This window comes from Sorangium sp. So ce1014, from assembly GCF_051521505.1.
Taxonomy (GTDB): Bacteria; Myxococcota_A; Polyangia; order Polyangiales; family Polyangiaceae; genus Sorangium.
The window spans coordinates 8993197-9017346 of record NZ_CP150356.1 but is presented as its reverse complement, the minus strand read 5'-3'; the positions used below and the strand labels follow the sequence as shown (position 1 = coordinate 9017346).

General features: G+C 72.9%; 19 protein-coding genes. 9 read left to right on the top strand and 10 right to left on the bottom strand.

What is annotated here, in order from left to right:
* Window positions 1-103: 103 nt before the first annotated feature.
* Both WME75_RS34190 and WME75_RS34185 read right to left on the bottom strand, forming a co-directional pair.
* Complete coding sequence (locus WME75_RS34190; protein WP_437479652.1) at window positions 104-1039, bottom strand: SDR family oxidoreductase; 936 nt, start codon at window positions 1037-1039, stop codon at window positions 104-106.
* Window positions 1036-1899 (bottom strand): lysophospholipid acyltransferase family protein, encoded by an 864-nt coding sequence (locus tag WME75_RS34185; protein ID WP_437479649.1) that lies wholly within the window; start codon window positions 1897-1899, stop codon window positions 1036-1038. Before WME75_RS34185 ends, WME75_RS34190 begins: the two co-directional genes overlap by 4 nt.
* Before the next feature lie 379 nt (window positions 1900-2278).
* On the opposite strand from WME75_RS34185, the gene WME75_RS34180 reads away from it, so the two are divergent.
* The gene (locus WME75_RS34180; RefSeq protein ID WP_437479647.1) at window positions 2279-2749 is read left to right on the top strand and encodes a GNAT family N-acetyltransferase; all 471 of its coding nucleotides are present in this window, start codon (window positions 2279-2281) and stop codon (window positions 2747-2749) included.
* Here WME75_RS34180 and WME75_RS34175 read toward each other — a convergent pair.
* The 3 genes from WME75_RS34175 to WME75_RS34165 form a co-directional block, all read right to left on the bottom strand.
* Window positions 2716-3036, bottom strand: a complete 321-nt coding sequence (locus WME75_RS34175) for a hypothetical protein (RefSeq protein WP_437479644.1) — start codon at window positions 3034-3036, stop codon at window positions 2716-2718. The genes WME75_RS34180 and WME75_RS34175 overlap by 34 nt on opposite strands.
* Window positions 3037-3526: 490 nt before the next feature.
* Window positions 3527-5326, bottom strand: a complete 1800-nt coding sequence (locus WME75_RS34170) for a protein kinase domain-containing protein (protein WP_437479642.1) — start codon at window positions 5324-5326, stop codon at window positions 3527-3529.
* Between the two features lie 213 nt (window positions 5327-5539).
* Entirely contained in the window at window positions 5540-7432 is a 1893-nt protein-coding gene (locus WME75_RS34165) for a radical SAM protein (protein WP_437479639.1), read from the bottom strand.
* A gap of 183 nt (window positions 7433-7615) precedes the next feature.
* Between WME75_RS34165 and WME75_RS34160 the strand changes: the two genes are divergently transcribed.
* The 4 genes from WME75_RS34160 (at window position 7616) to radC (ending at window position 11842) form a co-directional block, all read left to right on the top strand.
* Window positions 7616-9811, top strand: coding sequence for a HEAT repeat domain-containing protein (locus WME75_RS34160; RefSeq protein WP_437479637.1), 2196 nt, complete (start codon window positions 7616-7618; stop codon window positions 9809-9811).
* 2 nt (window positions 9812-9813) lie between these two features.
* Window positions 9814-10161: an exodeoxyribonuclease VII small subunit gene (gene xseB, locus WME75_RS34155; RefSeq protein ID WP_437479634.1), complete on the top strand. Its 348-nt coding sequence runs from the start codon at window positions 9814-9816 to the stop codon at window positions 10159-10161.
* A gap of 16 nt (window positions 10162-10177) precedes the next feature.
* Complete coding sequence (locus WME75_RS34150; protein WP_437479631.1) at window positions 10178-10906, top strand: competence/damage-inducible protein A; 729 nt, start codon at window positions 10178-10180, stop codon at window positions 10904-10906.
* 147 nt (window positions 10907-11053) lie between these two features.
* Window positions 11054-11842: a RadC family protein gene (gene radC, locus WME75_RS34145; protein ID WP_437479629.1), complete on the top strand. Its 789-nt coding sequence runs from the start codon at window positions 11054-11056 to the stop codon at window positions 11840-11842.
* On the opposite strand, the gene WME75_RS34140 is transcribed toward radC, so the two are convergent.
* Together WME75_RS34140 and WME75_RS34135 are read right to left on the bottom strand one after the other, a co-directional pair.
* A complete protein-coding gene (locus WME75_RS34140) occupies window positions 11826-13016 on the bottom strand; it encodes a tetratricopeptide repeat protein (protein WP_437479626.1) in 1191 nt (396 codons plus the stop codon). The genes radC and WME75_RS34140 overlap by 17 nt on opposite strands.
* Window positions 13017-13117: 101 nt before the next feature.
* Window positions 13118-13837 carry a hypothetical protein gene (locus WME75_RS34135; RefSeq protein ID WP_437479623.1) on the bottom strand — a complete coding sequence of 240 codons (720 nt, stop codon included), beginning with the start codon at window positions 13835-13837 and terminating at the stop codon, window positions 13118-13120.
* Between the two features lie 265 nt (window positions 13838-14102).
* On the opposite strand from WME75_RS34135, the gene WME75_RS34130 reads away from it, so the two are divergent.
* The 4 genes from WME75_RS34130 (at window position 14103) to WME75_RS34115 (ending at window position 19725) form a co-directional block, all read left to right on the top strand.
* Window positions 14103-15440: a Stp1/IreP family PP2C-type Ser/Thr phosphatase gene (locus tag WME75_RS34130; RefSeq protein ID WP_437479620.1), complete on the top strand. Its 1338-nt coding sequence runs from the start codon at window positions 14103-14105 to the stop codon at window positions 15438-15440.
* 200 nt (window positions 15441-15640) lie between these two features.
* Entirely contained in the window at window positions 15641-17215 is a 1575-nt protein-coding gene (locus WME75_RS34125) for a hypothetical protein (RefSeq protein ID WP_437479618.1), read from the top strand.
* 60 nt (window positions 17216-17275) lie between these two features.
* Window positions 17276-18775, top strand: a complete 1500-nt coding sequence (locus WME75_RS34120) for a hypothetical protein (protein WP_437479616.1) — start codon at window positions 17276-17278, stop codon at window positions 18773-18775.
* Window positions 18776-18780: 5 nt separating this feature from the next.
* The gene (locus tag WME75_RS34115; RefSeq protein ID WP_437479613.1) at window positions 18781-19725 is read left to right on the top strand and encodes an RluA family pseudouridine synthase; all 945 of its coding nucleotides are present in this window, start codon (window positions 18781-18783) and stop codon (window positions 19723-19725) included.
* A gap of 62 nt (window positions 19726-19787) precedes the next feature.
* Here WME75_RS34115 and WME75_RS34110 read toward each other — a convergent pair whose 3' ends face one another.
* The 3 genes from WME75_RS34110 to WME75_RS34100 form a co-directional block, all read right to left on the bottom strand.
* Window positions 19788-20708 carry a M23 family metallopeptidase gene (locus tag WME75_RS34110; RefSeq protein ID WP_437479610.1) on the bottom strand — a complete coding sequence of 307 codons (921 nt, stop codon included), beginning with the start codon at window positions 20706-20708 and terminating at the stop codon, window positions 19788-19790.
* Window positions 20709-20919: 211 nt separating this feature from the next.
* Window positions 20920-23220, bottom strand: coding sequence for a CapA family protein (locus WME75_RS34105; RefSeq protein ID WP_437479608.1), 2301 nt, complete (start codon window positions 23218-23220; stop codon window positions 20920-20922).
* Window positions 23221-23743: 523 nt separating this feature from the next.
* Entirely contained in the window at window positions 23744-24079 is a 336-nt protein-coding gene (locus WME75_RS34100; RefSeq protein WP_437479605.1) for a hypothetical protein, read from the bottom strand.
* Between the last annotated feature and the right edge of the window lie 71 nt (window positions 24080-24150).

The following is a 24150-nucleotide window of genomic DNA, read 5'->3' as shown; positions in this document are numbered from 1 at the left end:
GGCGTACTTTCGTACGCCTCACTCGCCTGCCTAGCGGCTGAGCCCGTATCACACGAATCTGCATCCCGCTATGAGCGGTGATGTCCGGAGATCTCCGGACGGTTCAGGGGCGGCCCGCCTGGACCGGGTGCGCGTCGCGGAACTCGCGGACGGCCTGGGCTTCGTCGATGGCGTGCTTGAACCCGGTGGCGGCGCGGAAGGCGGCGCTGTCCACGACGACAGGATATTTGATGTGGGTCAGCGCCGCGCGCGGGAGCTTCGGGAGGCCGAAGCGGCCGAGCGCGTTGCGCAGCACGAACTCGGGGAGGGGGACCGCCACCCTGCCCGCTGCCCGGATGATGAGCGACAGGGGCACGGGCTGGGGGCCCGAGACGTTGTAGACGCCGCGGATGCGCTTCTCGAGCGCCAGGCAAATGGCGGTCACGACGTCCTGCTCATGCATGAACTGGAATAGCGGGTCGAACCCGAGGACGTACGGGACGTGAGGCCCGCGGAGGAAGCTCGCCAGCGTGCCGTGGCCCGTCGGGCCGAGCGTGTAGCACATCCGCAGCACGGTCGTGCAGAGCTCGGGAGCGCGCCAGAGCGCCGTGCAGGCGTAGAGATCGGCCGCCACGAGGTCGGCGAGCTCGGGGAAGGTGGATACCGCCATCGGCGGATCCTCCTCTGTGTGGTAGAGCGGCGACTCGGGGCCAGCGCCGTAATACGTGTGTCGTCCGACGAAGATCACGTGCTCGGCCCCGCAGGCGCGGCTGTTGTCGAAGACGACGCGCGTGCCGCCGAGGTTGATCCGATACCGCTCCTCGGTCTGCTCCACGAGGTGCGTCACGGTCGCCATGTGGATGACGGCCTGGGGCCGGCTCTTGCGGAACACCTCCTCGGCGGCGCGCTTCTGCAGATCCACGTTGTGCATCTCGACGCCGGCCGGCGCGGTGGGCCACGGCCGCCGGTCGATGCCGATCACCTGGTGCCCCTCCTCGAGGAGGCGCGTCGCGACCCTGCGGCCGAGCTGACCCGTGATTCCAGGGATGAGGACCCTCATGCGCGCTCCTTCGACGAAGCAGGCCTGGGCGGCGCGGCGCCGCGCTGGTCCAGCGCGAGCTTGCTGCGTCGCCGCCTTCGCCCGGCCTCGATGAGCTCGGCGATCCTCGCCTTCACCTGCTCCACGTGGCCCAGGATCACCTCGTCTTCCTCCGCGCCGGTCCCGGCGAACGTCATCGGCTCGCCATAGGTGATCTCCAGCTGGACCGGCAGCGGGGCCGGGACGAGGTACGGGGTGATCGGGATATACGGCACCCCGAACAGCCGGCCGATCGTGTACGAGTTGGCGACGGTGGGCACCGCGTCCCCGCCGCCGACGAAGCCGAAGGGGAGGATGGGGGTCCTCGTCTTCATCGCGAGCCGGACGAACCCGGACCCGAAATTCACGAGCGAGTTGCGCTCGCTGTAGAGCTTGGCGGTGCCGCGCGCCCCCTCCGGGAACACCATGAGCAGCCGCTCGTCCTCGAGCAGGCGGCTCGCGTGCTCGGGGAGGCCGGTGAAGTGCCCTGTGCGGCTCGACCAGAGCGAGGTGAACGGGAGGCGATTGATGAATTTCTCCGCCATCCCCTCCGCCAGCCGCGGCGGCTCCATCTCGAAGAACATCGATGCGACCACCATCGCTCCGTCGATGGCGATTCCCCCCGAGTGGTTGCCGACGAGCATCGCGCGCCCGCGCACAGGGACATTCTCCGTGCCCGTCACGCCCACCGAGAAATAATGACGGTAAAAGAAGTCGAGGAGCGAGAAAAAGAGACCCAGGTGCTTCCGGGAGATGCCGTAAGGATCGACCCCGAAGCTGTTGAAAGGGATTTCCAGGCGCTGGACGCGCTGGGCAATCGAGTCGCTGACGAGCAGTGTCAAGGGGCACCCTCCGGAGGCTGCGCGCCCGGAGGGTACGCGCGATCGGGCGGGGAGCACAACCTCCCCGCCGGCCGGCACAGGGGGCGGCCGGACGGCGCCGCGCCGGCGCGAAGCTCCGTGGATCACCGCGGTGCGCCGGATTGCCCGCCGCTCACGTCGATGATCGCATCTCGAAACATAACGCACCGCGGCGGCGCCTTCGCCGCTGCCTTCTGCGCTCTCGCCGCGAGACCGGGACGCAGCCGTTGAGCAGCCGCGCGGTCCGCGGTATGGGGTCGGCCATGTCGATCCGACGCCGCGCTCCCGAGCTCCCCTGCAGGCCGCCCTCCGGCCGCTCGCCGGGAGCACGCCCCTGCGACGCCCGCCGGGAGGTCGCCCCGTGACAGAGCTCGTCATCCGCCGGGCGGTCCCCACGGACGTGGCGATCATCGCGGCGAACAACCGGGCCATGGCGCTCGAGACGGAGGGCAAGGTGCTGGACACCGCCACCACCCTCCGCGGCGCCGCCGCGCTGATCGCGGATGAGGCCAAAGGGTTCTATCTGGTGGCCGAGCGCGCCTCCGACGTGGCTGGGCAGCTGATGGTGACCTACGAATGGAGTGACTGGAGAAACGGCACTTTCTGGTGGATCCAATCCGTCTACGTGTCACCCGCGGCGCGGCGCAGCGGGATCTTCCGGGCGCTGTACAGGCGAGTCCACGAGGTGGCGGCGGACGCGGGGGACGTATGCGGCATCCGCCTCTACGTGGAGACCGCGAACGCGCGTGCTCAGTCGACCTATGTCGCGCTCGGAATGAAGCGATCGCACTACGAGCTTTACGAGCTCGATTTGGCGTTCGGCTCCTCCTGATGTGTCCGGCTCTCCTGGTTCTGGGCGGGGGGGACGACGGCGGGCATCGACGGCCAGGAGCCCTTGACGAGGGCGCGCATCGCGGCCGTCTTCAGCGCGACCTCCGAGGGCTCGAGGAAGACGCCGAGGGCCTGGCGGATCTGGGGGAGTGAACGGATGAGATCGGCAGGCGTCATCGCTTCGGGCGGCGACACACCGCTCCGGTCGCAGGCCTCCTGGATGATCTTCCTGGCGAATGTGGGCGCGAGGCCGCAGCACTCGACCACCTGCTCGAAAAGCGAGCGCATGAGCTGGTTCCCCCGGGGTAACGTCTGACGCGCGGCGCGTCTTTCACTTGGGCGAGCACATACCGCCCCACGACAAGAATAGCCTACCTCCTATGTCGCGCTCGTGAGATGACGACTGACCTTCTGCTGTCTCTTGCGACGATGTAGGTGACGCAGCGAGGCGTTCAATGTGTGACAGCGCGACCTCGGGTCGCGCGAGCTGAGCCGAGGCAGCGGAAGGTCGTGGTCGCCGGAGCATTGGACGGGCCTCCATGGCCGGAGTGTTGGACGAGGCGGCAAAAAGGAGCATCGCCAGGCCGGCGTCGCGCGACGCGCTCCGCCGCGCCGGTGCTCAGGCGCCGCGTGCCGCGTCTGTCCAGCGCTGACGTCTTTGGGACGCAGGTGCGCCGATGGCGTCTCACGACCGTCGTGACGTCGCGCGTCACCGCTTCGCCGGGTTGCGCGTCACCGCTTCGCCGGGTTGCGCGTCACCGCTTCGCCGGGTCGCGCGTCACAGCCCTGTTGGGTTGAACGGCGTCCGGGAGGTCGCCCGCGGAACGCTCCGCTTCGGCTCCGGCGCCTTCGGCGCTGCGCTGCGAACGGCCGATGAGCGGGGCGCCGGCTTCGTCTTCGAGACGTTGGAGCCGCTCGCTGTGCGCGTGTCCGGCCGGCTCGTCCTGGGCTTGACGGCCACGGGCGGGGTCGCTCTGGGAGCCGGCCGCGGGGCCGCGTTCGTCGCGCGGTTGGCGGTGGAAGCAGGGCCGTGTGCGGACCTGCCGAGAGCGGAGCCCTGGGCGGCTCGGCCAGCCACGGGGGTCTGAGCGGGTCGGTCGGGAGGAGGACCGTGTGCGATCACGCCCGGGGCAGGGCCCTGGGCGGAGCCGCCGGGGACGGGAGCCTCGGTGGGCCCGCCGGGCTGCTCCGGCGCGGCCGCGTGGACCGTCGCGCTGTCGGCCACGGTCGTGGGGAGAAGCGGTGAGCTCGGGGGGGCGGGGACGCTCTCCGCCGATTCTCGAGCGGCGGGCTCGCGCTGACCGACGGCGAGGAAGGCGCCCACCCCGGCCGCGAGCGCGACCGCGCAGACGCTGGCGATCACGCTGCGGCGCACGATGTGCTGCCGGCGGAACACGGCCTCGGAGACGACGGCGCTCAGCCCCGGCGCGCTGCCGTCGGCGCCCGAGCTGTCCGGCGCCGCCCCGAGGATCCGCAGGCCCAGAGGAGAGCGCTGGCTCAGGGGCTCGCTCGGTGGAGAGCGCTGGCTCAGGGGCTCGCTCGGCGGAGAGCGCTGGCTCAGGGGCAGGGGCTCGCTCCGAGGAGAGCGCTGGGTGAGCGGCGGGCGCGCCGATCTCGGCCCGGACGCGGGGCCGCTCCGCACGCTGATGGGCGCGGTGACGTCGCGCAGGCCGATCTCCTTGATGAGCGCCTCCACGGCGCGAGGCGACGACACCGCGACGCCCGGCGTGTGCGCGGCCGCCTCTTCGAGCGCCTCGGCGAAGGCCGCTGCGGTAGGGAACCGCTCGTCCGGGTCGGCGCGCAGCGCGCGCAGGCAGATCCCGTCGATCGCGGCCGGGACCGACGGCACCACGCCGCGCGGACCCGCGGGCGGGCCCTGGAGGATCTGCGCGATCAACGCACCGTCGTTGTCGGCCTTGAACAGGCGCTCCTCCGTGAGCATCTCCCAGAGCACCACGCCGGCCGAGTACACGTCGCTGCGGCGATCGACCTGCTCGGCCCGGATCTGCTCGGGCGCCATGTACGAGAGCTTGCCCTTGAGCGCGTTGCCCTGCGTCGACATGAGCCTCGTCTCGGCGCGGGCCACGCCGAAGTCGGTGATGCGCGAGACGCCGTCGATGCCGACGAGCACGTTCTGCGGCGAGACGTCGCGGTGCACGAGGTGGAGCGGCTCGCCGTCGGACCCGGTGAGCTCGTGCGCCGCGTGGAGACCCGCGAGCACGTCGAGGAAGATGCGGAGCACGATCCCGATGGGGACCGGCCGCTTCGCCCGCGCGCACGTGCGGAGCAGGAGGTGCAGCGACGGGCCCTCGATGTACTCCATGACGAGGAACAGCGGGTCCTCGACGAGATCGAAGGTCGCGACGACGTTGGGGTGGCGGACCCGCGCCGCGAGGCGCGCCTCGTCGAGGAACATCGCGACGAACTCGGGCTCCGCCGCGATGTGCGGGTGCATCATCTTCAGGGCGACGAGGCGCTCGAACCCGCCGGCGCCGACGGCCCGCCCGAGATACACCGTGGCCATGCCGCCCGACGCGATGGCGCGCAAGCTCTCATAGCGGCCACCGTGCAAGGTCACATGGCCAGGCTACACCATGCGTGGCGCGTTCTCCACGAGTCATGCGCCGCTCTCCGCATTGCGCGCGCCCGTCCCACACAGCCACGGCGACAACCCGACTCCCTGCCGATGTGAGGTGTACTACGACCGTTCGCCGACAGGCGGGGCCGGCGTGACCTCTCTGTCGGCGCTCGGGGACGGTGGCGCAACGCGCGCGGGGGGGAGGATGCGCGATCAGCTCACGATCGGCAGCCGCCTGGCCGGCGGTCGCGCGCGCGGGACGCCCTGCTCGCGCTCGTGCAATGCAAGATCGTGCTCGATGATCGTTAGGGGGTTGTCGTAGGCCGGTAAAGGAAGATCCTTATTCTTCGCGTGCACAGGATGCCTGCCGTGCTTCTTGTACCACTCGGCCACCGTGGCGTTTGCCTTCATCTTCTCGAGGATGTTTCGCCACCCGGCGCCGGTGTTGTACGCGCAGAAGCTGATCTCGCCGAGCTGCGTTCCGTACGGAATGATGCACATCTCGGTGCGGCGGAAATCGTAGTTGAACAGATCCTGAAACCACATGCCCGCGACGAACAGGACCCGCCACTCGTACGCGCTGGCGTCGCCCTCGCCGGCGTGCGCGGCGCCGGTCTGGCTCATGAACTGCTTCACCAGCGTCGCGAGATTGAAGTTGGACGGCGCCTTCTCGGGCTGGTAGTGGCGCAGCAGCGCGGCGACGACCTGGGCCTTCGTGAGCGTGGGGCCGCGCCCGGCGTCGAAGATGGCGCGCAGGTCGGAGAGCAGCCCCTCGACATCGATGAAGTCGAGCAGCGGGACCATCTTCTTCGTCTTCTTGTGGACGAACAGCACGGTCCCGATCCCGCAGTTCGGGTGGCACCCGCAGTTGATCTGCCCCCAGTCCTTGTCGGGGCCGTCGAGCAGGTCGGTCACGTTGCCGAAGGGGCTGAGCGCCGACAGGGGGAACCAGTCGCGGAGCGGGTCGGTCACGCCGGTCTGCCGGGCGATGTCGTGCGCGAGGTGGCTCAGCGTGTAGCGCTGCTTCTCGCGCAGCTCGTCGGAGATGTCCTCGTCGCGTCCGGTGAAGCTGACCGGCTGGAAGCTGACGACCGTGATCTTGTCGGCGTTCTGGACCGCGAAGTCGATGATGGGGCCCACCTGGTCGTTGTTCACGCCGTTGACGATCGTCACGACCAGGATGACGTCGATCCCGGCGGCCGAGAGCTCCTCGATCGCCCGCAGCTTCACGTCGTAGAGGTTGCCGATCTTCCGGTGGCTGTTCGCGGTGTTCGTGACCCCGTCGAACTGCAGGTACGCCATCCGGAGGCCGGCCTCCCTGGCCTTCATGGCGAAGCCCGGCTCCTCCGCGAAGCGGATCCCGTTCGTCGCGCACTGCACCGCGAAGTACCCCTTCTGGCGTGCGTACCGGATCGCGTCGAGGAAATGCGGGCTCAGCGTCGGCTCGCCGCCGGAGAACTGGATCGACATCTGGCGGCGCGGGCGCACGTCCGCCGCGTCGTCCAGGATCCGCGTGATCTCCTCCCAGGACAGCTCGTGCACATAGCCGACCTGATTGGCATCCATGAAGCACGGGTCGCACATCATGTTGCAGCGGTTCGTCAGATCGACAGTGAGCACCGCGCCGCGCCCGTACCGGATGGTGCTCGATCCGTGGTTGTGGATCTTATCCGGCGTCATCTCGACGTCGCGGCCGGCGAAGAGGCGCTCGATCCGGGCGAGGAACTCCGGGTCGATCGAGATCGTGTCCGAGAAGAAGCCGTGCTTCGGGCACGTCTTCTCCATGACCACGCGCCCGTCGCGCGCGACGATGCTGGCGCGGATCTCCCCGGGCTTGTCGTGGATGAGCTTCGTCCAGTCCGCCTTGCCACTCAGGATCTCGGCGCGCGCCTCCTTGACGCAGCGCGGGCACAGGCTGTCCGTCTCGCGAGGCCAGCCGAGCGGGGGCTTCGAGCGCTGGCCGCCCCTCGGGATCGGCTTGTCGCTCCACTTCGGGTGAAACGGCTTGGGCTCGCCGCCGAGCCGGCTCAGGCGCTGCAAGACGGGCCACGCCTTGTTGGCGGATACCGTGATGGCCTTTTCCAGTGTCCGTACCAGGTCGATCAAGCGTCACCTCACTCACAGGCGCATTTCGCGGCTGCACCGTAGGTCGACCTAGCGCGTGCTTCCATCAAATTCCAGGCTCGCACGGGGCGCTGAGCGGCGTTGAGCGGCGCTGACAGGGCCCGGCGCCGCTCAGCCTGGGGAGTGACAGCGGGCCGTCGATCGCGGGATAGTACGGCGCAGCGTATGCGATTCCTCCCTGGAAGCCCCCGCGCCCTGGGCCTCGCCGCGGCGATCGCGGCCACGGCGGTGGCGGGCTCGGCAGCGCCGCAGCCGGTCGCGCGGGCGCCGCAGGCCGCGGAGGAGGGCGGCAAGACGCCGGCGGGCGCCGAGGCCGGCGCGGCGCCGCTGCGCGGCAGCCTGGGCGTGCCCGTCGCCGAGCGGCTGCTCTCGTCGGGGGACCCGGAGGCGCGGCTGCGCGGCATCGAGCGGCTCGGATCGATCGGCACCGAGGAGGCGGTGAGCGCGCTGCTCGCCGCGCTCGAGCAGGGGTCGCCCGCGGCGCGCGATCCCAGGGCGCGCCTCGCCGCGGTGCGGGCGCTCGCCGCGCACGCACCGCGCGACAGCGTGCGCCAGCTCCTCTCGCGCGAGCTCTCGGAGGGCGGCGGCCCCGCGCGCGGCGCCGCCTCGCCGCTCGGCGAGGTGCTGCGCGGCACGGCCGCCCTCGCGCTCGCGCGCACCGGCGAGCGGCGCGCGCTCGGCGCGCTCGTGAACGCGATCGTGCAGGGCGGGGCCGCGGGGGAGGCCGCGGCGCGCGCGATCAAGGCGTACCCGCCCGAGTCGCTCCAGCTCCTGCTCGGGAGCCGCAAGCGGATCGAGCCCGCGCTCGTGAGCTTCCTCGGCGAGCTCGGCGATCTCCGGGCGATCGCGGCGCTCCGGCCGATGCTCGAGGGCGGCGACCGGGCGGCGCAGGTGGCCGCGGCGCGCGCCCTCGCGCGGCTCGGCGACGAGGCGGCGCTGGCGAAGGCGCGCGCGTGGCTGCGCAGGCCGGAGCCGGGGCTCTTCGAGCCGACCGTCGAGATCCTCGTCCACCTCGGCGCGCCGGAGGCGCCGGACGCGGTGGCCGCGCTGCTCGGATCCGAGCTCGGCCGGCTCGACGGGCTCAGGATGGCCGAGCTCGCGCCGGCGGAGCGGCTCGCGCCGGCGCTCGCGCGCGCGCTCCCGCTGCTCCCGGCGGACGCCCAGCCGCGCGCCGTCGCCGCGATCGGCCGCGCGGGCGGCGCGGAGGCGGCGCGGCAGCTGCGCCGGCTGACGACCGAGCGCCCCGAGCTCGCGACGGCGGCGGCGTTCGCGCTGGCGACGATGCCCGGGGCCGAGGCGCGGGCCGCCGTCGCGGAGCTCTTCGAGGGCCCGCGCGCCGCGAAGGACGCAGACCTCCGCAGGCTCGGCCTGCGCGCGGGCGTCGTGCGCGGGCTCGTGCTGCGCGACGCGCCCGCGGCGCTCGAGGGGCGGCTCCTCGCCGCGCTCGCCGCGCCGAAGGGGTCGAGCGATCGCGCCGTCGGGGTGTTCGGCGCCGTGGCGCTCGGCCTCCGCGACGCGGTCGAGGTCGTCGGCGGGTGCTCTCCGGCCTCCTGCGATCGCGCGGCGGTCCACGCGGCGGCGCGCGGCGCGCTCGCGCTCGGCGATCGCGCCCTCGCCGCGCTCGCGCCGCTCTTCGCGGAGCTCGCCGCGCGCCGCGCCGCCGCGCCGGGCGGCGACGACGCCGCGCCCGACGCGGCGGCGATCTCCGCGGGGGTCGCGCTGCTCGCGGAGCCCGGGGGCGGGGCGATCGCGACCTCGCGGCTCGCCGCCCTCGCGGAGGAGGGGGGGCCGCTGTCGCCGCTCGCGGCGCGCGCGCTCGCGACCCGCGACGACGAGGTGGTCCGCGGCAGGCTCAAGCGGCTGCTCGAGGGGAGCGATCCCGTCGTGCGCGCGCACGTCGCCCTCGGCCTCGGGAGCGACCCCATGCCCGACAGCGTGTCGCTCCTCGCGCGCGCCTACCGCTTCGAGGACGACCCCTCGGTGCGCCGCGCGATCGTGCGCGGGCTGTCGCGGCGCACCGAGGTGCAGCGCAGGCGGGTCCTCCTCGCGGCGCGGGATCTCGATCCCGACGAGGGGGTGCGCGCGCTCGCGCGGGCCGCCCTCTCCGGCGCCGGCGCGCCGGCGCTCGCCCCGCCGCGCTCCGCGCTGGCCACGGGTGTGGTGTGGATCGCGATCGTCCCGAACGACCGGAGCGCGGCCGCGAGCGCGTCCTCGCGGCCGGCGCGGCTCGTCCGCCCGGATGGGCTGGCGGTCCCGGTCGTGGCCGATCCTGACGGCGTGCTCCTCGTGCCGGCGGTGCCGCCCGGCGTGAGCTCCGTCCTGCTTGCGCCGGCCGCACCTCCGGGGGACGCTGGCTCATGACGATGAGCAACGCGACGGACGGGGGCGGCGCGGCCGTGGAATCGAGCGCTGAGCCCCGCGCCGCATCGACGCCGTCCGCGACCGAGGCCGATCGCGCTCCCGCGAGCGGCGACAAGGCCGCGGTCGCGGGCGCGACGTCGTTCGAGGAGTCGACGCGCCGCCTCGCGAAGATCGTGGCGGAGCTCGAGGGCGGGGACCTGCCGCTCGAGCGCGCGCTCTCGCTCTTCGAGGAGGGCATCCGCCTGTCGCGGTCGGCGCAGGAGCGCCTCGACCGCGCGGAGAAGCGCGTCGAGGAGCTGCTCGGGATGGACGCCGACGGGCGCCCGGTGACGCGCGAGTTCGAGGGCTGAGCGGAGCGAGGGTGAGATGAGGACGGCAGCGGCGCTGATCATCGGCAACGAGCTGCTCAGCGGGAAGATCGCTGACGAGAACCTGTTCGTGCTCGCGAGCACCCTGCGCGCGCTCGGCGTCAAGCTGGAGCGGGCGGTCATGGTGCTCGACGACATCGAGGTGATCGCCGCGGAGGTGCGCGCGCTCGCGGCGTCGCACGACTGGCTCTTCACGAGCGGCGGCGTGGGCCCGACGCACGACGACCTGACGATCGCCGGCGTCGCTCGTGCGTTCGGCGTGCCGGTGGTCAGCGCGCCCAACATGGAGAGCATGCTGCGCGAGTACTACGGCGACCGGCTCACCGAGGGGCACCTGCTCATGGCGCGCATCCCGGACGGCGCGCGGCTCGTGACCGGCGGCAGCGCCGCGTGGCCGGCCGTGGTGATGCGCAACGTGTGGATGCTGCCCGGCGTGCCGCAGATCTTCCGGGCGAAGCAGGCGCTCATCCAGGCGGAGCTCTCGGGCGGCACGCCGTTCATCTCGTTCGCGGTGTTCACGACGCTCGACGAGGGGCAGCTCAAGCCGATGCTCGACCGCGTGGTCGAGGCCCACCGCGACGTGGACATCGGCTCCTATCCCCGGTGGTCCGGCGTCGAGTACCGCACGAAGCTCACGTTCGACGGCCTCGTCGAGGCGAAGGTGCGCGCGGCGCGCGACGCCTTCGCCGAGAGCCTGCCCGCGGGGACGGTCGTCCGCGTCGAGTGACGCGCGCCGCGCTCGCCGCGCGCCGGGCCCGCCGCGCGGCCCTGGCGGTCGCCACCCTCCGCCGCCGCTCCGCCGCCTCGCCGGCGCGCTGATCCCCGAGGCCCCGCGCGCCGGCCGCCGGGCCCGTCGCGTGCTTGTCGCCCGCGCATGAGCCTGTGGAAGCGCGCCGCGCTGCCGTCCGATCACCTCCCCGATCCGTACGCCAACGATCCCGCGGCGCTCGCCGCCTTCGCCGGCCCGCGCGAGCGAGCGCTCGAGGAAGGGATCTGGTCGCTCGGCGACGCCGACCTGCTCGCGATCGTGCTCGGCACCGGCCTGGTCGGCACCCCCGTGACGATCGTCTCCGCCGCGCTCCTCTCGCGCTTCTCCGGGCTGGAGGGGATCTCGCGGCTCGGTCCGCACGCGCTCGCCGAGCACCCCGGCCTCGGCCTCGCGAAGGCGCTCCGCATCGCCGCGTCGCTCGAGCTCGGGCGGCGCGCCTTCGAGCGCGCGGTGCGCCCGCGGCCTCCGGTGCGCACCTCGGCGTCGATCGCGGCGTGGTGCGCGGCGCAGCTCGGCCCGCTCGATCACGAGCAGATGTGGGTGATCTCGCTCGACGGCCGCAACGGGATGAGGGGAGCGCGACGGGTCGCGCAGGGCGGGCTCCACGGGTGCTCGGTCACGGCCAGGGACATCCTGCGCGCCGCGCTCGCTGACGCGGCCTCGGCGCTCGTGCTCGTGCACAACCACCCGAGCGGCGACTCGGCGCCGTCTCCCGAGGACGTGGCCATGACCGACGCGGTCGCCGCGGCCGGCGAGGTGATCGGGGTGCCGCTCGTCGATCACGTCATCCTCGCGCCGGACGGCCACTACTCGTCGCTGCACGATCTCGGGATGATCAAGGCCGGCGACGCGCCGCCCGGCACCGCCGATCGGCCGCCTAGCCGCGCCGGCTGACCAGGACGCCGTGCCGCTCACCGCCGGGCTTGCCCGCGGCGCCCGGGACGCTCGCGAACCGCAGCGTCGCGCCGCCCCAGTCGACCGAGGGGCTCCCCTGGAGCAGCGAGGCGTAGAGCGCGCTCGCCTGCGTCATCGGGCAGCCGATCGCCTCGCGCAGGAACGTGAGCGACGCGCCCGTCGCGTAGCTCACCGGCGCTTGCCGGCCGTCCTCGCCGATCACGGTGACGTTGAAGACATCGTCCTCGGCGCGCGCGGCGCGGTCCGGATCGGTCAGCGCGAGGTGCAGCGCCTCGATCGCGCCACCGCCGGGGCCCCCGCTCGCGTCGAGGGTCACGCGGAGCTCGAGGAGCGGCGCCGTGTAGCGGACGATCCGCCGCGCCGCCCCTCCCTCCGCCGCCACGGGCGGCGCCAGCGTCTCGCGGCGCCTGAGCTGCGCCTCCACGACGAGCGCCGATTGCGCGAGCTCCCGCTCCGTCTTGCCGAGCAGCCGGCGCGCTCGCATCTCGGCGAGCGCGCGCTGCAGCACCTCGCGGTTGCGCGCCGCCCGCTCGTGGCTCCGCTCGCGCGCGAGCAGCGCCTCGAGCTCGCGCAGCGCCTGCTCGTGCTCTCCGATCGACGCGAGCGCGTCGGCGAGCGTGAGCCGCGCGTCGGCGAACGCCGGCGCGCGCCGCACCGCCTCGCGGTAGGCCGCGATGGCCGACGCGATGTCCCGCCGCGCCTCGTGCGCGAGCCCGAGCGCGAAGGCCGCCCGCCCGTCCTCCGGCGCCGCCTCGCACGCCCGCGCGAGCCAGCGCGCCGCCTCGTCATGGAGGCGCTCGTCGTAGAGCACGATCCCGAGCTCGCGCAGCACCCGCGGGTCGGGCGGCTCGATCGCGGCGCCCTGCCGGAGCTCTGCGGCCGCGTCGTCGAGCCGGCCGAGGCGGACCAGCGCGCGGGCGTAGGCGAGGCGCGCCTCGACCTCGCCGCCGTCGAGATCCACCGCGCGCGCGAGCGCCCGCGCCGCTTCCGCCCAGCGGCCCGCCGCCGAGCACGCCGCCCCGAGCGCGCGCCACGCCCCCGCGTCGTCCGGCGCGCCCGCGAGGTACCCCTCGAGCCCGGCGATCCCGCCGGCCATGTCTCCTCGGCTCAGCAGATCGAGCGCGCGGGCTCGCTGCGCTTCGGACGGCGTCATGCCGGCAAGGGTACGCCCGCGCGAGGAAGCGGGTCGAGCGTCGCCGGGCGCGCAGCGCGCGGCATCGGTGGAGCGGGCCCGGCCACGCCGGGGGCGCGGCGTCAGTAGCCCGGCGGGAGATCGGCCGTCAGGCACGAGACGGTGTTCGGCGCCGTGCGCGACGACCACGCGGCGCCGGCCGGCTGCCCGCCGGAGAAGCGCACGCCCTCGCGCGGATCCCACGACGGCGCCTCGCCCGGGCGCAGGGAGTGCGCCCCGCTCTGATAGAACGCGATGATGTACGTGTGCCCCGCGACCCGGCAACCGAGCCGGCTCGCGAGCGCCCGCGCGAACGCCTGGCCGGTGTGGCCGAAGGCGCTGCAGCAGCGGAGCCACACGAGCGCGTCCGGCCCCGCGAGCTCGGCCCTCAGGGCGTCGAGCGCCCCGTCGAGCGGCGAGCCCGGCTGCAGCGCGGCCTCGTCGAGCCGGGTCTCTCCGAGGCGCATGTACCCCCAGCCCCCGTGCCCCCAGGCCTGCAGCGACGTGATCTTCCGGCCGCGCTCGCGCGCCGTCCGCGCCGCCCACCCGAGCGCCTCGGTCCAGCTCGAGGCCGCGAGCCCCGCGTCGGCCGCGCCCCGCAGGCGGTGGAGGAGCGCTCCGGCGCGCCAGATCGGCGTGAGCCCGATCGTCGCGCCCACCGCCTCGCCCACGACCGCGAGGTCCTCGGCTTCGGGGGCCGGACCGTGCGCAGGCTCCGCGCCCTCGCGCCGGCGGCGCGCGCCGTTCCCCCGCCGCGCGCTGCCCCACCCGAGGTCGGTGTTATCGAAGAGGACGAGCCGCATCGAGCCTCCATTCTACCCATTCCGAATGTACCGCCGCTCGCAGCCGCGGCCACGCGGTCGATCCCCCACCCGCACCCCGAGCGCCTCCCGACGGCGCCGGCACGCTCCTGGTGCGGCGGTGCGGCGGTGCGGCGGTGCGGCGGTGCGGCGGTGCGGCGGCGCGGCGGCGCGGCGGCCCGTCGAGACGCGAGACGGACGTCCCGTTCGCGGCGGGCGCAATCGCTAGTGATTTCCTCCCGCGGCCTCGGGTAGCCTGCCCGAACCGATGGGCCTGTCCGAAAACATCAGGTTTTATGCGGCCACCGATGTCGGCCGCATGCGGGACCACAACGAGGACAACTACCTCGTCGACAAGAAGCTCGCGCTCTTTGTGGTTGCCGACGGAATGGGCGGACACGCCGCCGGCGAGGTCGCGAGCGCCCTCGCCGTCCGCATCATCCACGAGGAGCTGAAGAAGGAGCGGGACCTCATCGAGAACCAGGCGCGCAGCAACGTGCGGCGCGCCGCGATGAAGGAGGTCCTCAGCCTGCTCGAGCACGCCGTCCAGCGCGCGTGCGCCCGGATCCACGAGGAGGCGAGGGCCGACGCGACGAAGCGCGGCATGGGCACGACGCTCTCCGCGCTGCTCATCGCCGGCTCGCACGGCTACATCGCCCACGTCGGCGACAGCCGCATCTACCTCCTCCGCGAGGGCCGCATCCAGCAGGTCACCGAGGACCACACCGTCTACAACGAGCTCATCAAGCGCGGGAAGCTCACGCGCGATCAGATCGAGAAGGTCGCGCAGAAGAACGCGATCACCCGCGCCGTCGGCGTGTACGAGCGCGTCGAGGTCGACACGCTCACGATCGAGGTGCTCCCGGGCGACCAGTTCCTCCTCGCGTCCGACGGGCTCCACGGGTACATCGCGCACACCGCCGAGCTCGAGCCGTTCTTCGAGGAGGAGAACGGCGAGGTCGCCGCGAACGGCCTCATCGATCTCGCCAACAGGAAGGGCGGCAAGGACAACATCACCGCCGTCCTCGTGCGGCTCGGCCAGGGCGATCACCGCGACAGCGTCCGCGCCCGGCTGCTCGCCCTGAAGCGCGACGTGCTCGCGAAGATGCCGCTCTTCGCGCGCCTCCAGGAGCGCGAGATGCTCCGGGTCATGCAGGTCGCCGAGGTGCTCTCGTTCGAGCCCGGCCAGATCGTGGTCCGCGAGGGAGATCGCGGCGACGAGCTGTTCATCGTGCTCTCGGGCCTCGTCCGGATCCTCCGCGGCGACGCCGTGCTGAGCGAGGTCGGCCCGGGCGAGCACTTCGGCGAGATGGCGCTCATCCGCAGCATGCCGCGCTCGGCCACCGTCTCGGCCGTCGAGCAGAGCGAGCTCATCGCCGTCCGGCGCGCCGACTTCTTCGAGATCCTCCGCAAGGAGCACGAGCTCGCGGTCAAGCTGCTCTGGCAGTTCCTGGGGGTGCTTGCCGACCGGCTCGATCAGACGTCGCGCGACCTGACCACCGCCCGCGAGGAGCTCGCCGCGGAGGACATCACGAACGAGATCTTCCCCGACAGCGAGGAGGGGAAGAACCCGTTCGCCGTCGAAGAGAGCTCATCTGCCCGCTGAGCCCCGCCCCGCGGCCGGCCGCTGCCCGACACGCCGGACGGAGCGCGGCGGCCCGGCGGCCGCCGGTGGTTGCGCCCGTGGCGGCGGCCGTGGTGGCGATCGACGGGGCTCGGCGGGGCCGTGCGTGCCGGGCGAGCGATTCGCGGATTGACACCCTCCTGCCCCGGCCGGTAGCGTCCGTCCGACGGATAACCATGAGCATGCACGGCAGAAGGTACTGCGAAGGCCACCTCGCTCGCGTCGCCATCAGCTTGGCTGGGGGCCCGGCGTTCGCGTCGCTCGCCGTCGCTGCGGCGGCTGTCCTCTCGGCGCTCCCCGCGGCCGCCGACGAGCCTCGGAGCGCCACCGAGCCGCGGCTCATGATGGAGACCGGCGAGCTCACGAGCGTCGTCGACGCGTTCGACGAGGGTGACACCTTCGATCTGAACTTCAGCTTCGGCTTCGAGCACGCGTCGAAGAGCGCGAAGATCCGCCGCGAGACGAGCATCGCGGGGCCGGGGCTGTCGACGGGCGGCTACACGTCGAACCTGCTCAACGTCGCGAGCTACAGCGAGGCGACGTCGAAGTTCAACATGCGCCTCGACGTCGGTCTCTACCGCGACCTGGCGCTCTACCTCAGGATGCCGCTCATCCTGAACCACTCGCGCGAGCTCACGGATCTCGACGGCAGCGAAGGCCACCAGAGCGTCGCGCTCGCGGGGGCTCCCGGGGAGCAGCTGTTCTCGCTGCCCTTCACGTCGCCGAACCGGAGCGGCATCGAGTACCTCGCCGTCGGCCTCGACGTGAACATCATGAACCAGGCGCGCGACCGGACGAAGCCGACCTGGCTGTTCGGCGTCGAGGGGCGCTTCCCGGTGAGCGAGCCGATGCACGCCTGCACCGAGTCGCCGAGGAGCGGCCAGGTGAAGTGCGCGGCGCCGGGGGACATCGACCGGAGCGGCGCGAGCAACGGCGAGTTCGAGGCGGCGAAGGTCGACCAGCGCGACCCCGGCGTCTCGCGCGGCACCATCGGCCTCGAGGTGCACACGTTCCTGTCGAAGCGGGTCAAGTACGTCGAGCCGTACGGCGGGTTCAAGGCGCTGTTCGAGTTCCAGCAGGAGTCGAGCGACTACGGCCTCACCGACCTGAAGACGTCGCTGGTCAACCACCCGCCGCTCGTCGGCAGCGTGCTGCTCGGCGTGATGATCATCCCCTGGGAGAACCGCGAGAAGTTCACCGGGCTCACGTTCGATCTGCGCTTCACCGGCGAGTACCACTCCGAGGGGCGCGACTACTCGGAGCTGTTCGACGCGCTCGGATCGAGCGACGCGCCGACGCTGCGGCAGCCGCAGTGGGCGTCGTTCCGCGAGAACGAGGCGTACAGCGTCGCCTCCTGCCGGAGCGGCGACGCGCGCGCGTGCGCGCCGTCGGTCATCGACGAGGGCTCGCAGCGGACGTACTTCACGGGGCTCAGCGACATCCAGCCGTACGGCTCGTACCGCGGCTCGGCGAGCGTGACGTGGAGGGCGGCCGAGCTCGTGAAGTTCCAGCTCGGCGTCGGCTTCCGCCACGACCAGGGGCACGGCATCGGCGGCGATCAGCCGTGCAACTCGCAGTACAAGGACAGCGTCGGCGCGGCCGGGCCTTGCCGCCGCCAGCACGATGACGGGAGCTTCACCGTCACCGGCAGCCCGAACCCCAACTACCGCCCGACCATCAACGCGATCGGCCGGCGCTTCTACGTCAACGACAGCAACACGTTCGACCTCTTCGCGAGCGGCACGTTCATGTTCTGAGCGGCGCCCCAGCGGCGGTGGCCACCGCGGCGCGCGCCCGGTGGCCGAAGCATCGACACCATGATCGACCTCTGGCACCTCCGCGGTCGCGCGGGCGTCCTGGCGCTCGCCGCGGCGTTCACCGCGGCGCTGCCGGCGTCGGCCGAGCCTGCGGGTGCGGCCTCGCCCGCGCGGCTCGGGCAAGCCGCCCAGGCCGCGCAGCTCACGGGCTCCGGGCGAGCCGCGCACCCGGCGGGCTCCGGGCAATCTGCGCGGCCCGCGCGGCGTTCCGTGGTGCTCCCGACGGCGCTCGCGCCCGAGGCCGTCGAGCGCGCCGCGCCGCTCGCGAGCGCGCTCGACGGGCTCCTCTCGGACACCGCGCAGGACCTCGGCCTGTCGGTGGATCTGGCCGACCGCGCCCCCTCGCGATCGCGGCCCGACGAGGCCGAGCTCATGGAGCGCGCGCGCTCGAGCGACAGGCTCTTCATCGCGCCGAGCCTCGACCTGCGCGGCGACGAGGTGGTGCTCAGGCTGGCGCTCGCGTCCGGCGGCGCGCGGTCGCTGCGGGTGCGCGTGGAGCGCGTCGCGCGCGACGACCTCGCGGTGCGCGCCGCGGTGATGCTCCGCGATCTCGTGGCCGAGCTCGACGCCGGCGCCGCGGGCCCGTTCCCCGGCCACGAGGCGCCGTGCGCCGAGCGGTGCCGCGGGCGCCTCGCCACGCCGGCGCGCAGCCTGGGGAAGGCGACGCTCGCGGCCAACGCGACGCTCTACGGCGGCCTCGTGGGCTTCTCGATCCAGCGATCGAGCGGCTCGGACGACCCGCGCCTGCTCTACCCGCTCCTCGCGGTCGGGGCCGGCATCGGGCTCGGCGGGGCGATCATCATCGCGGAGGAGTGGGACGTCGGCGTGGCCGACGCGTGGTACCTCGGGTCCGGCACGTGGTGGCCGACGATCGCGGGCCACCTGATCTACCAGGGCCGCTTCGCGAAGCACGCCGCGGATCCGGGCCAGGAGCGCTGGGCTTCCGGGCTCATCGGGGGCACCGCCGGGATCACGCTGGCCGCGCTGGGGCTCTCGCTGGGCCGCATGTCCGAGGGCGGCGCGCTGATGGCGCAGTCGGGCGGCGGGCTGGGGCTCCTGCTGGGCGGGCTCGTCGAGTGGGCGGCCCGGGGCGACGTGCAGCGCACGCCGATCGCGGGGATGGGCTACGGCGCGGCGCTCGGCTGGCTGGCGTCGGCCGCGGCGGCGACGCAGCTCGACGTCACCGCATCGGAGGTCCTGACGGTCGACGTGGGCGCGCTGCTCGGCGGCCTGGGCGCCGCCGCGCTCGCCAGCCCGCTCGTCTTCGAGTCTCCGACCGAGGCCCAGCAGCGGGCCTGGGTCGGCGCCGCCGCCGGCGGGTTCTTGCTGGGGGCGGGCGTCGCGTGGTGCGTGGCGCGCCCGGCCGCCACAGGCGCCCGTGCCGCGAGCCCCTCGTGGAACCGGTTCGGCCTGCCCATGCTGGGAGTGATAGGAGAGAGCGTGGTCGGGAGCCGGCGAGCGCCCGCGCTCGGCCTCGGGTGGCAGGGGGCGATTCCGTAGGATTTATGAAGATCACGATCACCGAGCTGGATGCAGGGACGCGCCTCGACAAGCTGCTCGTGCAGCTGTTGCCCGGGCTTGGCCGGGCGGGTGCGAAGCGGCTGTTCTCCGAGGGGCGCGTGCGCGTGCTCAGCGAGGGGAGCAGCGGTGCCGGCCGGCGCGCGTCGAAGGGCGACGTTGCGGCGGCGGGCGAGGTGCTGGAGGTCGACGTCGAGCCGACCGAGGCCTCCGGGGCGGCGACGCCGGATCCTGAGGTGCCGCTCGAGGTGGTGCTCGAGCGCGACGACCTCGTGGTGGTGAACAAGCCCGCCGGGATGCCGACGGCGCCGCTCGATCCCGGGGAGCGCGGGACGCTCGCGAACGCCCTCGTCGCGCGGTACCCCGAGATGGCGGCGATCGGCTTCTCCCCGCGGGAGCCCGGGCTGTGCCACCGGCTGGACACCGACACGAGCGGCCTCGTGCTCGCGGCGCGCACGGCCGCGGCGTTCGCGGCGCTGGGCGCCGGGCTGAAGGAGGGGCGGCTCGACAAGCGCTACCTGCTGATCTGCCAGATCGGCGATCTCCCGGAGATGGGCTCGATCGAGGTGCCGCTCGCGCCGCACCCGAAGGACAAGAAGCGGGTCTACCCGTGCATCCACCCGCGCGACGTGGTGCGCTACGCGCCGCGGCCGGCGGCGACGATGTACAAACGCGTGCGGCAGGTGGGGCTCTGGGAGCTCGTCGAGGCGCGCGCCCCGCGGGCGCTGCGGCACCAGATCCGGGCGCACTTCGCGTCGGTGGGGCATCCGCTGGCCGGCGACGTGCTCTACGGCGGGCCCGCGGTGGAGGGGCTGAGCCGCCACGCGCTGCACGCGCACTACATCGGGTGGGGCGGCAGCGAAGCGGTGCCTGCGTTCGTCGTGACGTCGCCGCTGCCCGCGGACATGGCGGCGGTGGTCGGCGAGGTCTGAGCCGGGCCCTCCCGATCGCCGCCGCCGGCCGCGCGCCCGCCGAGCGCGCGCGCCGCGGCGGCTCAGGGCGCGCTCGCCTCGACGACATGACCGTTCACGTCGCGCGCCCGCGCCGTGATCCGGAGGTCGTCCGCCGCCGCCGTCCCGTCGAGGTTGCTGAAGCGGAACGCGATGAGATACGCCGAGGACTCCGCGTTGAACTTCGCCGGCTCGATCCGGATGCCGCCGAGGCTCTGTTCGTCGATGATCGCGGCGTCGCCCTCCGCTGTATATTTGCGATTCCACTCGTCGTAATTGAACACCCGCTCCTCGATGACCTCGCCGGTCGAGCGGCTCTCCGTCGCGACCGCGATCTCGGTGAGGCCTGGCGCGATGCCGGGCAGGGTGGCCTCGACCTCGACCGAGACGCTCGACGTGGAGTCCTCGTCGGTGCGGCGCACGGCGAGCGCCGGGGGCAGCCCGCCCGGCGTCGGGAGGAAGCGGAGCGGGTGCACGCAATACACCTTCTCGGTCCCTCCCTCGCGGATCTCGAAGTGCAGGTGGGGGAACAGGCTGCTGGCGGCGAGGCCCGTGTAGCCGATGTGCTCTCCGCGCCCGACCTGATCGCCGGTCTCGACGAGCGGTAACGCCAGGTGGATGTAGGTGCTGTAGAAGCACGCGCCCGGCCCGTCGCAGTGCTCGATCTGCACCACGACGTCCTCGAAATCGTCGTAGCGGCCTGCGCGCGTCACCCTCCCGTCGGCCACCGCGTACACCGGGGTGCCCATGACGGTGGGGATATCGATGCCCCGGTGAAAGTCATAGACGCCGTCGCGCGAGGTCTGAAGACGGGGCCCGAAGCTCGACGACATCGGCTGGAGCTCGTCCGTCCCCCCGATCGGCCACACGAGCTCCGCGCCCTCCGGGTCCGAGCCGCAGCCGGCGACGACCGCCGAGAGGGCCAGTAAAAGCGCGAGATACGGTGGCTTCCGCGATGGCTTCATGGTGGGGAGTCCGTGGCGCGCGGGCGCAGTGCAGGTGTCGAGTCCACGACGCGGCGCCGCGCGCTCATGGTATCGAAGCAGAGCACGGAAGTCGAGGCCACGGGCCCGCGCGCGGCCCTGCCGGATCGGCGCCGTCGACGTCGCCGACGTCGTCGACGTCGCCGACGTCGCCGGCGATCTCGCGGGGGGTCGCTCCTCTGCGGCCGCGCCCTCAGGGCGTCGCCGGGGCCAGCGCGTACGACCGGTGCGTCATCGTCACGCCGAGGCTCGTGAGCGCCGGATCCACGGCGGTGCAGCGGACGAAGCTCCAGTTGTTCGGCGTGGCGAACGCGAACCCGAGGGAGCTGTCGGCGACCGTGCCCTCCCACTCGACGAGCGACACGTCGTCGAGGAACGCGGCGGCCTCGCCGCTCGCCGGCGCGCCCGCCCGGAAATAGAGCCGCACGGAGCCCGCGTTCGCCGGCGGGGTGAGGTTGACCGAGAACTGCTGCCAGCCGTAGGTGCCGCCCACGCGCGTGAACACGACGCTGTTCGACACGCTCGCCCCGCCGCTCGTGTACCAGTAGACCTGCACGCGCATCTGCCCGGCGTTGTCCCCCTTCATGAATCCGGTCAAGGTCAGCTTGCGGCCGGGCTCGAACTTGACGCGGTTGTTCATGTACGTCGAGACCTCGGACGTGCTGTTCGACTTGCGCAGGAACACCATCGCGCCGGTCCCGCCGTGGACGACGCTGTTCTGGATGTAGCGGTATTCGCTCATCGACCACATCGAGCCTTCGTGGAAGGCGTCGTCGACGTCGCTGTCCTCGAAATCGCCGTAGAGCATGATCTCCCGGCCGTAGTCGCAGCTCGCGGCGGCGGTCGTCCGGAGGGCGGCGAGCGAGTCCGAGGCGGAGGGCCGCAGGTGCTCGACGGGCCCTGTGGTGCGGCTCCTGAGCGGCACATCGCGCGTCTCGGCGTGCTCGCTCGTCGTGTACTGCGACGGATCGCTCACCGCGACGGCCCGCGGGCCGCTCGCGAACACGACCGCTCCGGTCATGCCGTCCGCCGCCTCGCTGGGCGACGGCGCCGCCGGCAGCGTCGTGGAGAGGTGGCCGATGTGGCGGGCCGCCCGGCCGAGCCAGGCGCCGCTCACGAGCTTCGGGACGTAGTCCTCGTTCTGGAACGGGATGAGCTGCACGCGGTGCACCGCGCGGTTGCCGCTCGAGTCCTCGTCGACGTCGATCGCGGCGAGGTACGACTGGTACGTCTCGAAGACGTCCTGATCGAAGACCATGTTGCCGAGCGACATGAAGACGAAGCGGGGGCCGGCGCCGGCGTCGTACAGCCCGACGCCGTGGATCGTGTGCGGGTGGTGCGCCACGACCATGCCGGCGCCCTTCTGGACGAGCTGGACGAAGCGCCGCCGCATGCCGGACGTCGGATAGTCGCTGTACTCGGTGCCCCCGTGCAGCACCGGGATGCCGAAGCGCCCGGCCGCGTCCTCCTCCATGAAGTCGCTGAGCTCCGCGAGGCTGAGCTCGAGCGCGCCGGCCTTGGCGGGAGGCCCGTCGGAGGCGGTGAGCGTGTACGCCGAGGCCGTCGTCCCGTCGTTGACGAGCTGGTTGAACCCCTGGAAGGCCATGTCGACGCCGCGGAGCGTCCGGTAGAGCACGGTGCCCTTCGCCGTCGTCTCGTCGGGCCCGGCGCCGAACCAGTCGAGGCCGGCGCTCGGCACGGCGATGAGCGTGTCGGTGACGCCTCCCTCGAGGTAATCGAACATGTGGTTGTTCGCGAGGCTCACGGCGTCCACGCCGGAGAGCGCGAGCGCCCTGACCGTCTCGGGGTAGGAGAAGAACGTGAACGACTTGTACGGGTGGGGCGTCGCCGCGTTGGCGGTGGCGGGGGACTCCAGGTTGACCTGCGTGTAGTCGGCCGACGAGAGGACGTCGCGCAGGAAGGAGAGGACGGCGAGCGCGTCCGCCTCCCGCGTCTCGGGGCGGATCAGGTCGCCGGTCTCCCCCTCGACCCCGTCGGCGTCGCTGTCGACGAAGCGCCGCCCGAACATCGTATCGCCTCCCACGAGGAGCCTGGCGCGGCCCGCGCGCTGCTCGGTCAGCACGACGCGGCCGACCTCGGCGCTGGCCGCGGCGAGCGGCCGGTGCAGGTCGGCGGGGACGATCTCGCTGTAGTACCCGTCGACCTCGACGCGCAGCAGCACCGAGCGCCGCGCGAGCGTCGCCAGCGTGAACGCGCCCGTCTCGTCGGTGAAGGCGAGCTCGCCGTCGTTGACCGCGCCGCTCCCCCAGCCGATGGCCGTCACCTCCGCCCCCGCGATCGGCGCCCCCGCCTCGTCGACGACGACGCCGGTGGCATCGATGGGGGTCGCCGCGTACGTCGCGTCGAACGCCGCCTCGGTCGCGTCGAAGCGGTAAGCGGCCATCGCCTCGCCCGCGGGGAGCGCGGCGCAGAGCGCGGCGCACGCGGACAGGGAGGGGAGAGTGGTTGCGGAGAGGACGCGTTTTCTTGCCATGATCGCTCCCGGTCTGTTGGGGCCTGTCCTAGACGACCGATATCAAGAGAAGGGTGCCGACGCCGGAAGAGGAGAGCTCCGCCGGGACCGGTCAATCACGTGCCAAAACGCCGTGTGGCCGGATACCAGCGTTTCTCATCAGGCCGCTGGTAGGGCCGTGAGCGCCGATTGGCCGCTCAGCTCTCACTGCAGAGACAGCGAGAGCGCCGACCCATGCATGATTCGATCCGTTTCAGCGCTGGCGTTTGAGATAAAGACGATTGATGCGAGATTATCATGCTTGGGTCGGCGCTCGCTATGGGTTCGAGTGGAGCTGCCTGCGATTTGTTGTCTCGTCGACGTGGCGAGGTGTCACTGCACGTGGAGGCATGCGCATGGACGGCGCGCTGTGGCGATGCGCGCCTGTGTCGCACAGGTGCACGCCTCGTTGCATGGGCGCTGTCCTGGTAGGGCGTGTGTCTCTCGCGCTGACGCCGAAGCACCGACGGTGGCCGGCGAGGGCGATTGAGATTGCCTCGTCGGGCTATCGGCGCGACCTCAGCCCGCCGACCATGCTCACCAGCGCGACGATGCCCCCGAGCGGCACAGCGAACAGCCCCGCCGCGGCGCAGTTCAGCAAGGTCGCGAGGGTCTCTGCGAGCAGCTGGGCCTTCTGCGCGGCGTCCGCGCTGCCCGATGCAACGGCGGACGCGAGCACGACGGGCAAGGCGCCGCACGCGACGCCTCCCGCCACGGCGAGGAGGCCGAGCGTCGTCCCGCGACCCCACCGGCGCTGCAGCAGGGCACGCAGGCCGAGCGCGGCCGCGCCGAGGGTGGCCAGCCCGAGGACGATCATCAGCGCGCAGAGCGCCTGTATCACGGGTTCGCTCTGCTCCGCTGCATGGTGGAGGTCATTGCGGCGCGAGCCTGGCTGATGCGGACAGCCGCCGA

Coding starts and splice junctions, on each gene's coding strand:
- WME75_RS34120 (WP_437479616.1), top strand. CDS start 17,276: ATGATCGACCTCTGGCACCTCCGCGGTCGCGCGGGCGTCCTGGCGCTC.
- WME75_RS34125 (WP_437479618.1), top strand. CDS start 15,641: ATGCACGGCAGAAGGTACTGCGAAGGCCACCTCGCTCGCGTCGCCATC.
- WME75_RS34135 (WP_437479623.1), bottom strand. CDS start 13,837: ATGCGGCTCGTCCTCTTCGATAACACCGACCTCGGGTGGGGCAGCGCG.
- WME75_RS34130 (WP_437479620.1), top strand. CDS start 14,103: ATGGGCCTGTCCGAAAACATCAGGTTTTATGCGGCCACCGATGTCGGC.
- WME75_RS34190 (WP_437479652.1), bottom strand. CDS start 1,039: ATGAGGGTCCTCATCCCTGGAATCACGGGTCAGCTCGGCCGCAGGGTC.
- WME75_RS34110 (WP_437479610.1), bottom strand. CDS start 20,708: ATGAAGCCATCGCGGAAGCCACCGTATCTCGCGCTTTTACTGGCCCTC.
- radC (WP_437479629.1), top strand. CDS start 11,054: ATGAGCCTGTGGAAGCGCGCCGCGCTGCCGTCCGATCACCTCCCCGAT.
- WME75_RS34160 (WP_437479637.1), top strand. CDS start 7,616: ATGCGATTCCTCCCTGGAAGCCCCCGCGCCCTGGGCCTCGCCGCGGCG.
- xseB (WP_437479634.1), top strand. CDS start 9,814: ATGAGCAACGCGACGGACGGGGGCGGCGCGGCCGTGGAATCGAGCGCT.
- WME75_RS34150 (WP_437479631.1), top strand. CDS start 10,178: ATGAGGACGGCAGCGGCGCTGATCATCGGCAACGAGCTGCTCAGCGGG.
- WME75_RS34105 (WP_437479608.1), bottom strand. CDS start 23,220: ATGGCAAGAAAACGCGTCCTCTCCGCAACCACTCTCCCCTCCCTGTCC.
- WME75_RS34140 (WP_437479626.1), bottom strand. CDS start 13,016: ATGACGCCGTCCGAAGCGCAGCGAGCCCGCGCGCTCGATCTGCTGAGC.
- WME75_RS34175 (WP_437479644.1), bottom strand. CDS start 3,036: ATGCGCTCGCTTTTCGAGCAGGTGGTCGAGTGCTGCGGCCTCGCGCCC.
- WME75_RS34115 (WP_437479613.1), top strand. CDS start 18,781: ATGAAGATCACGATCACCGAGCTGGATGCAGGGACGCGCCTCGACAAG.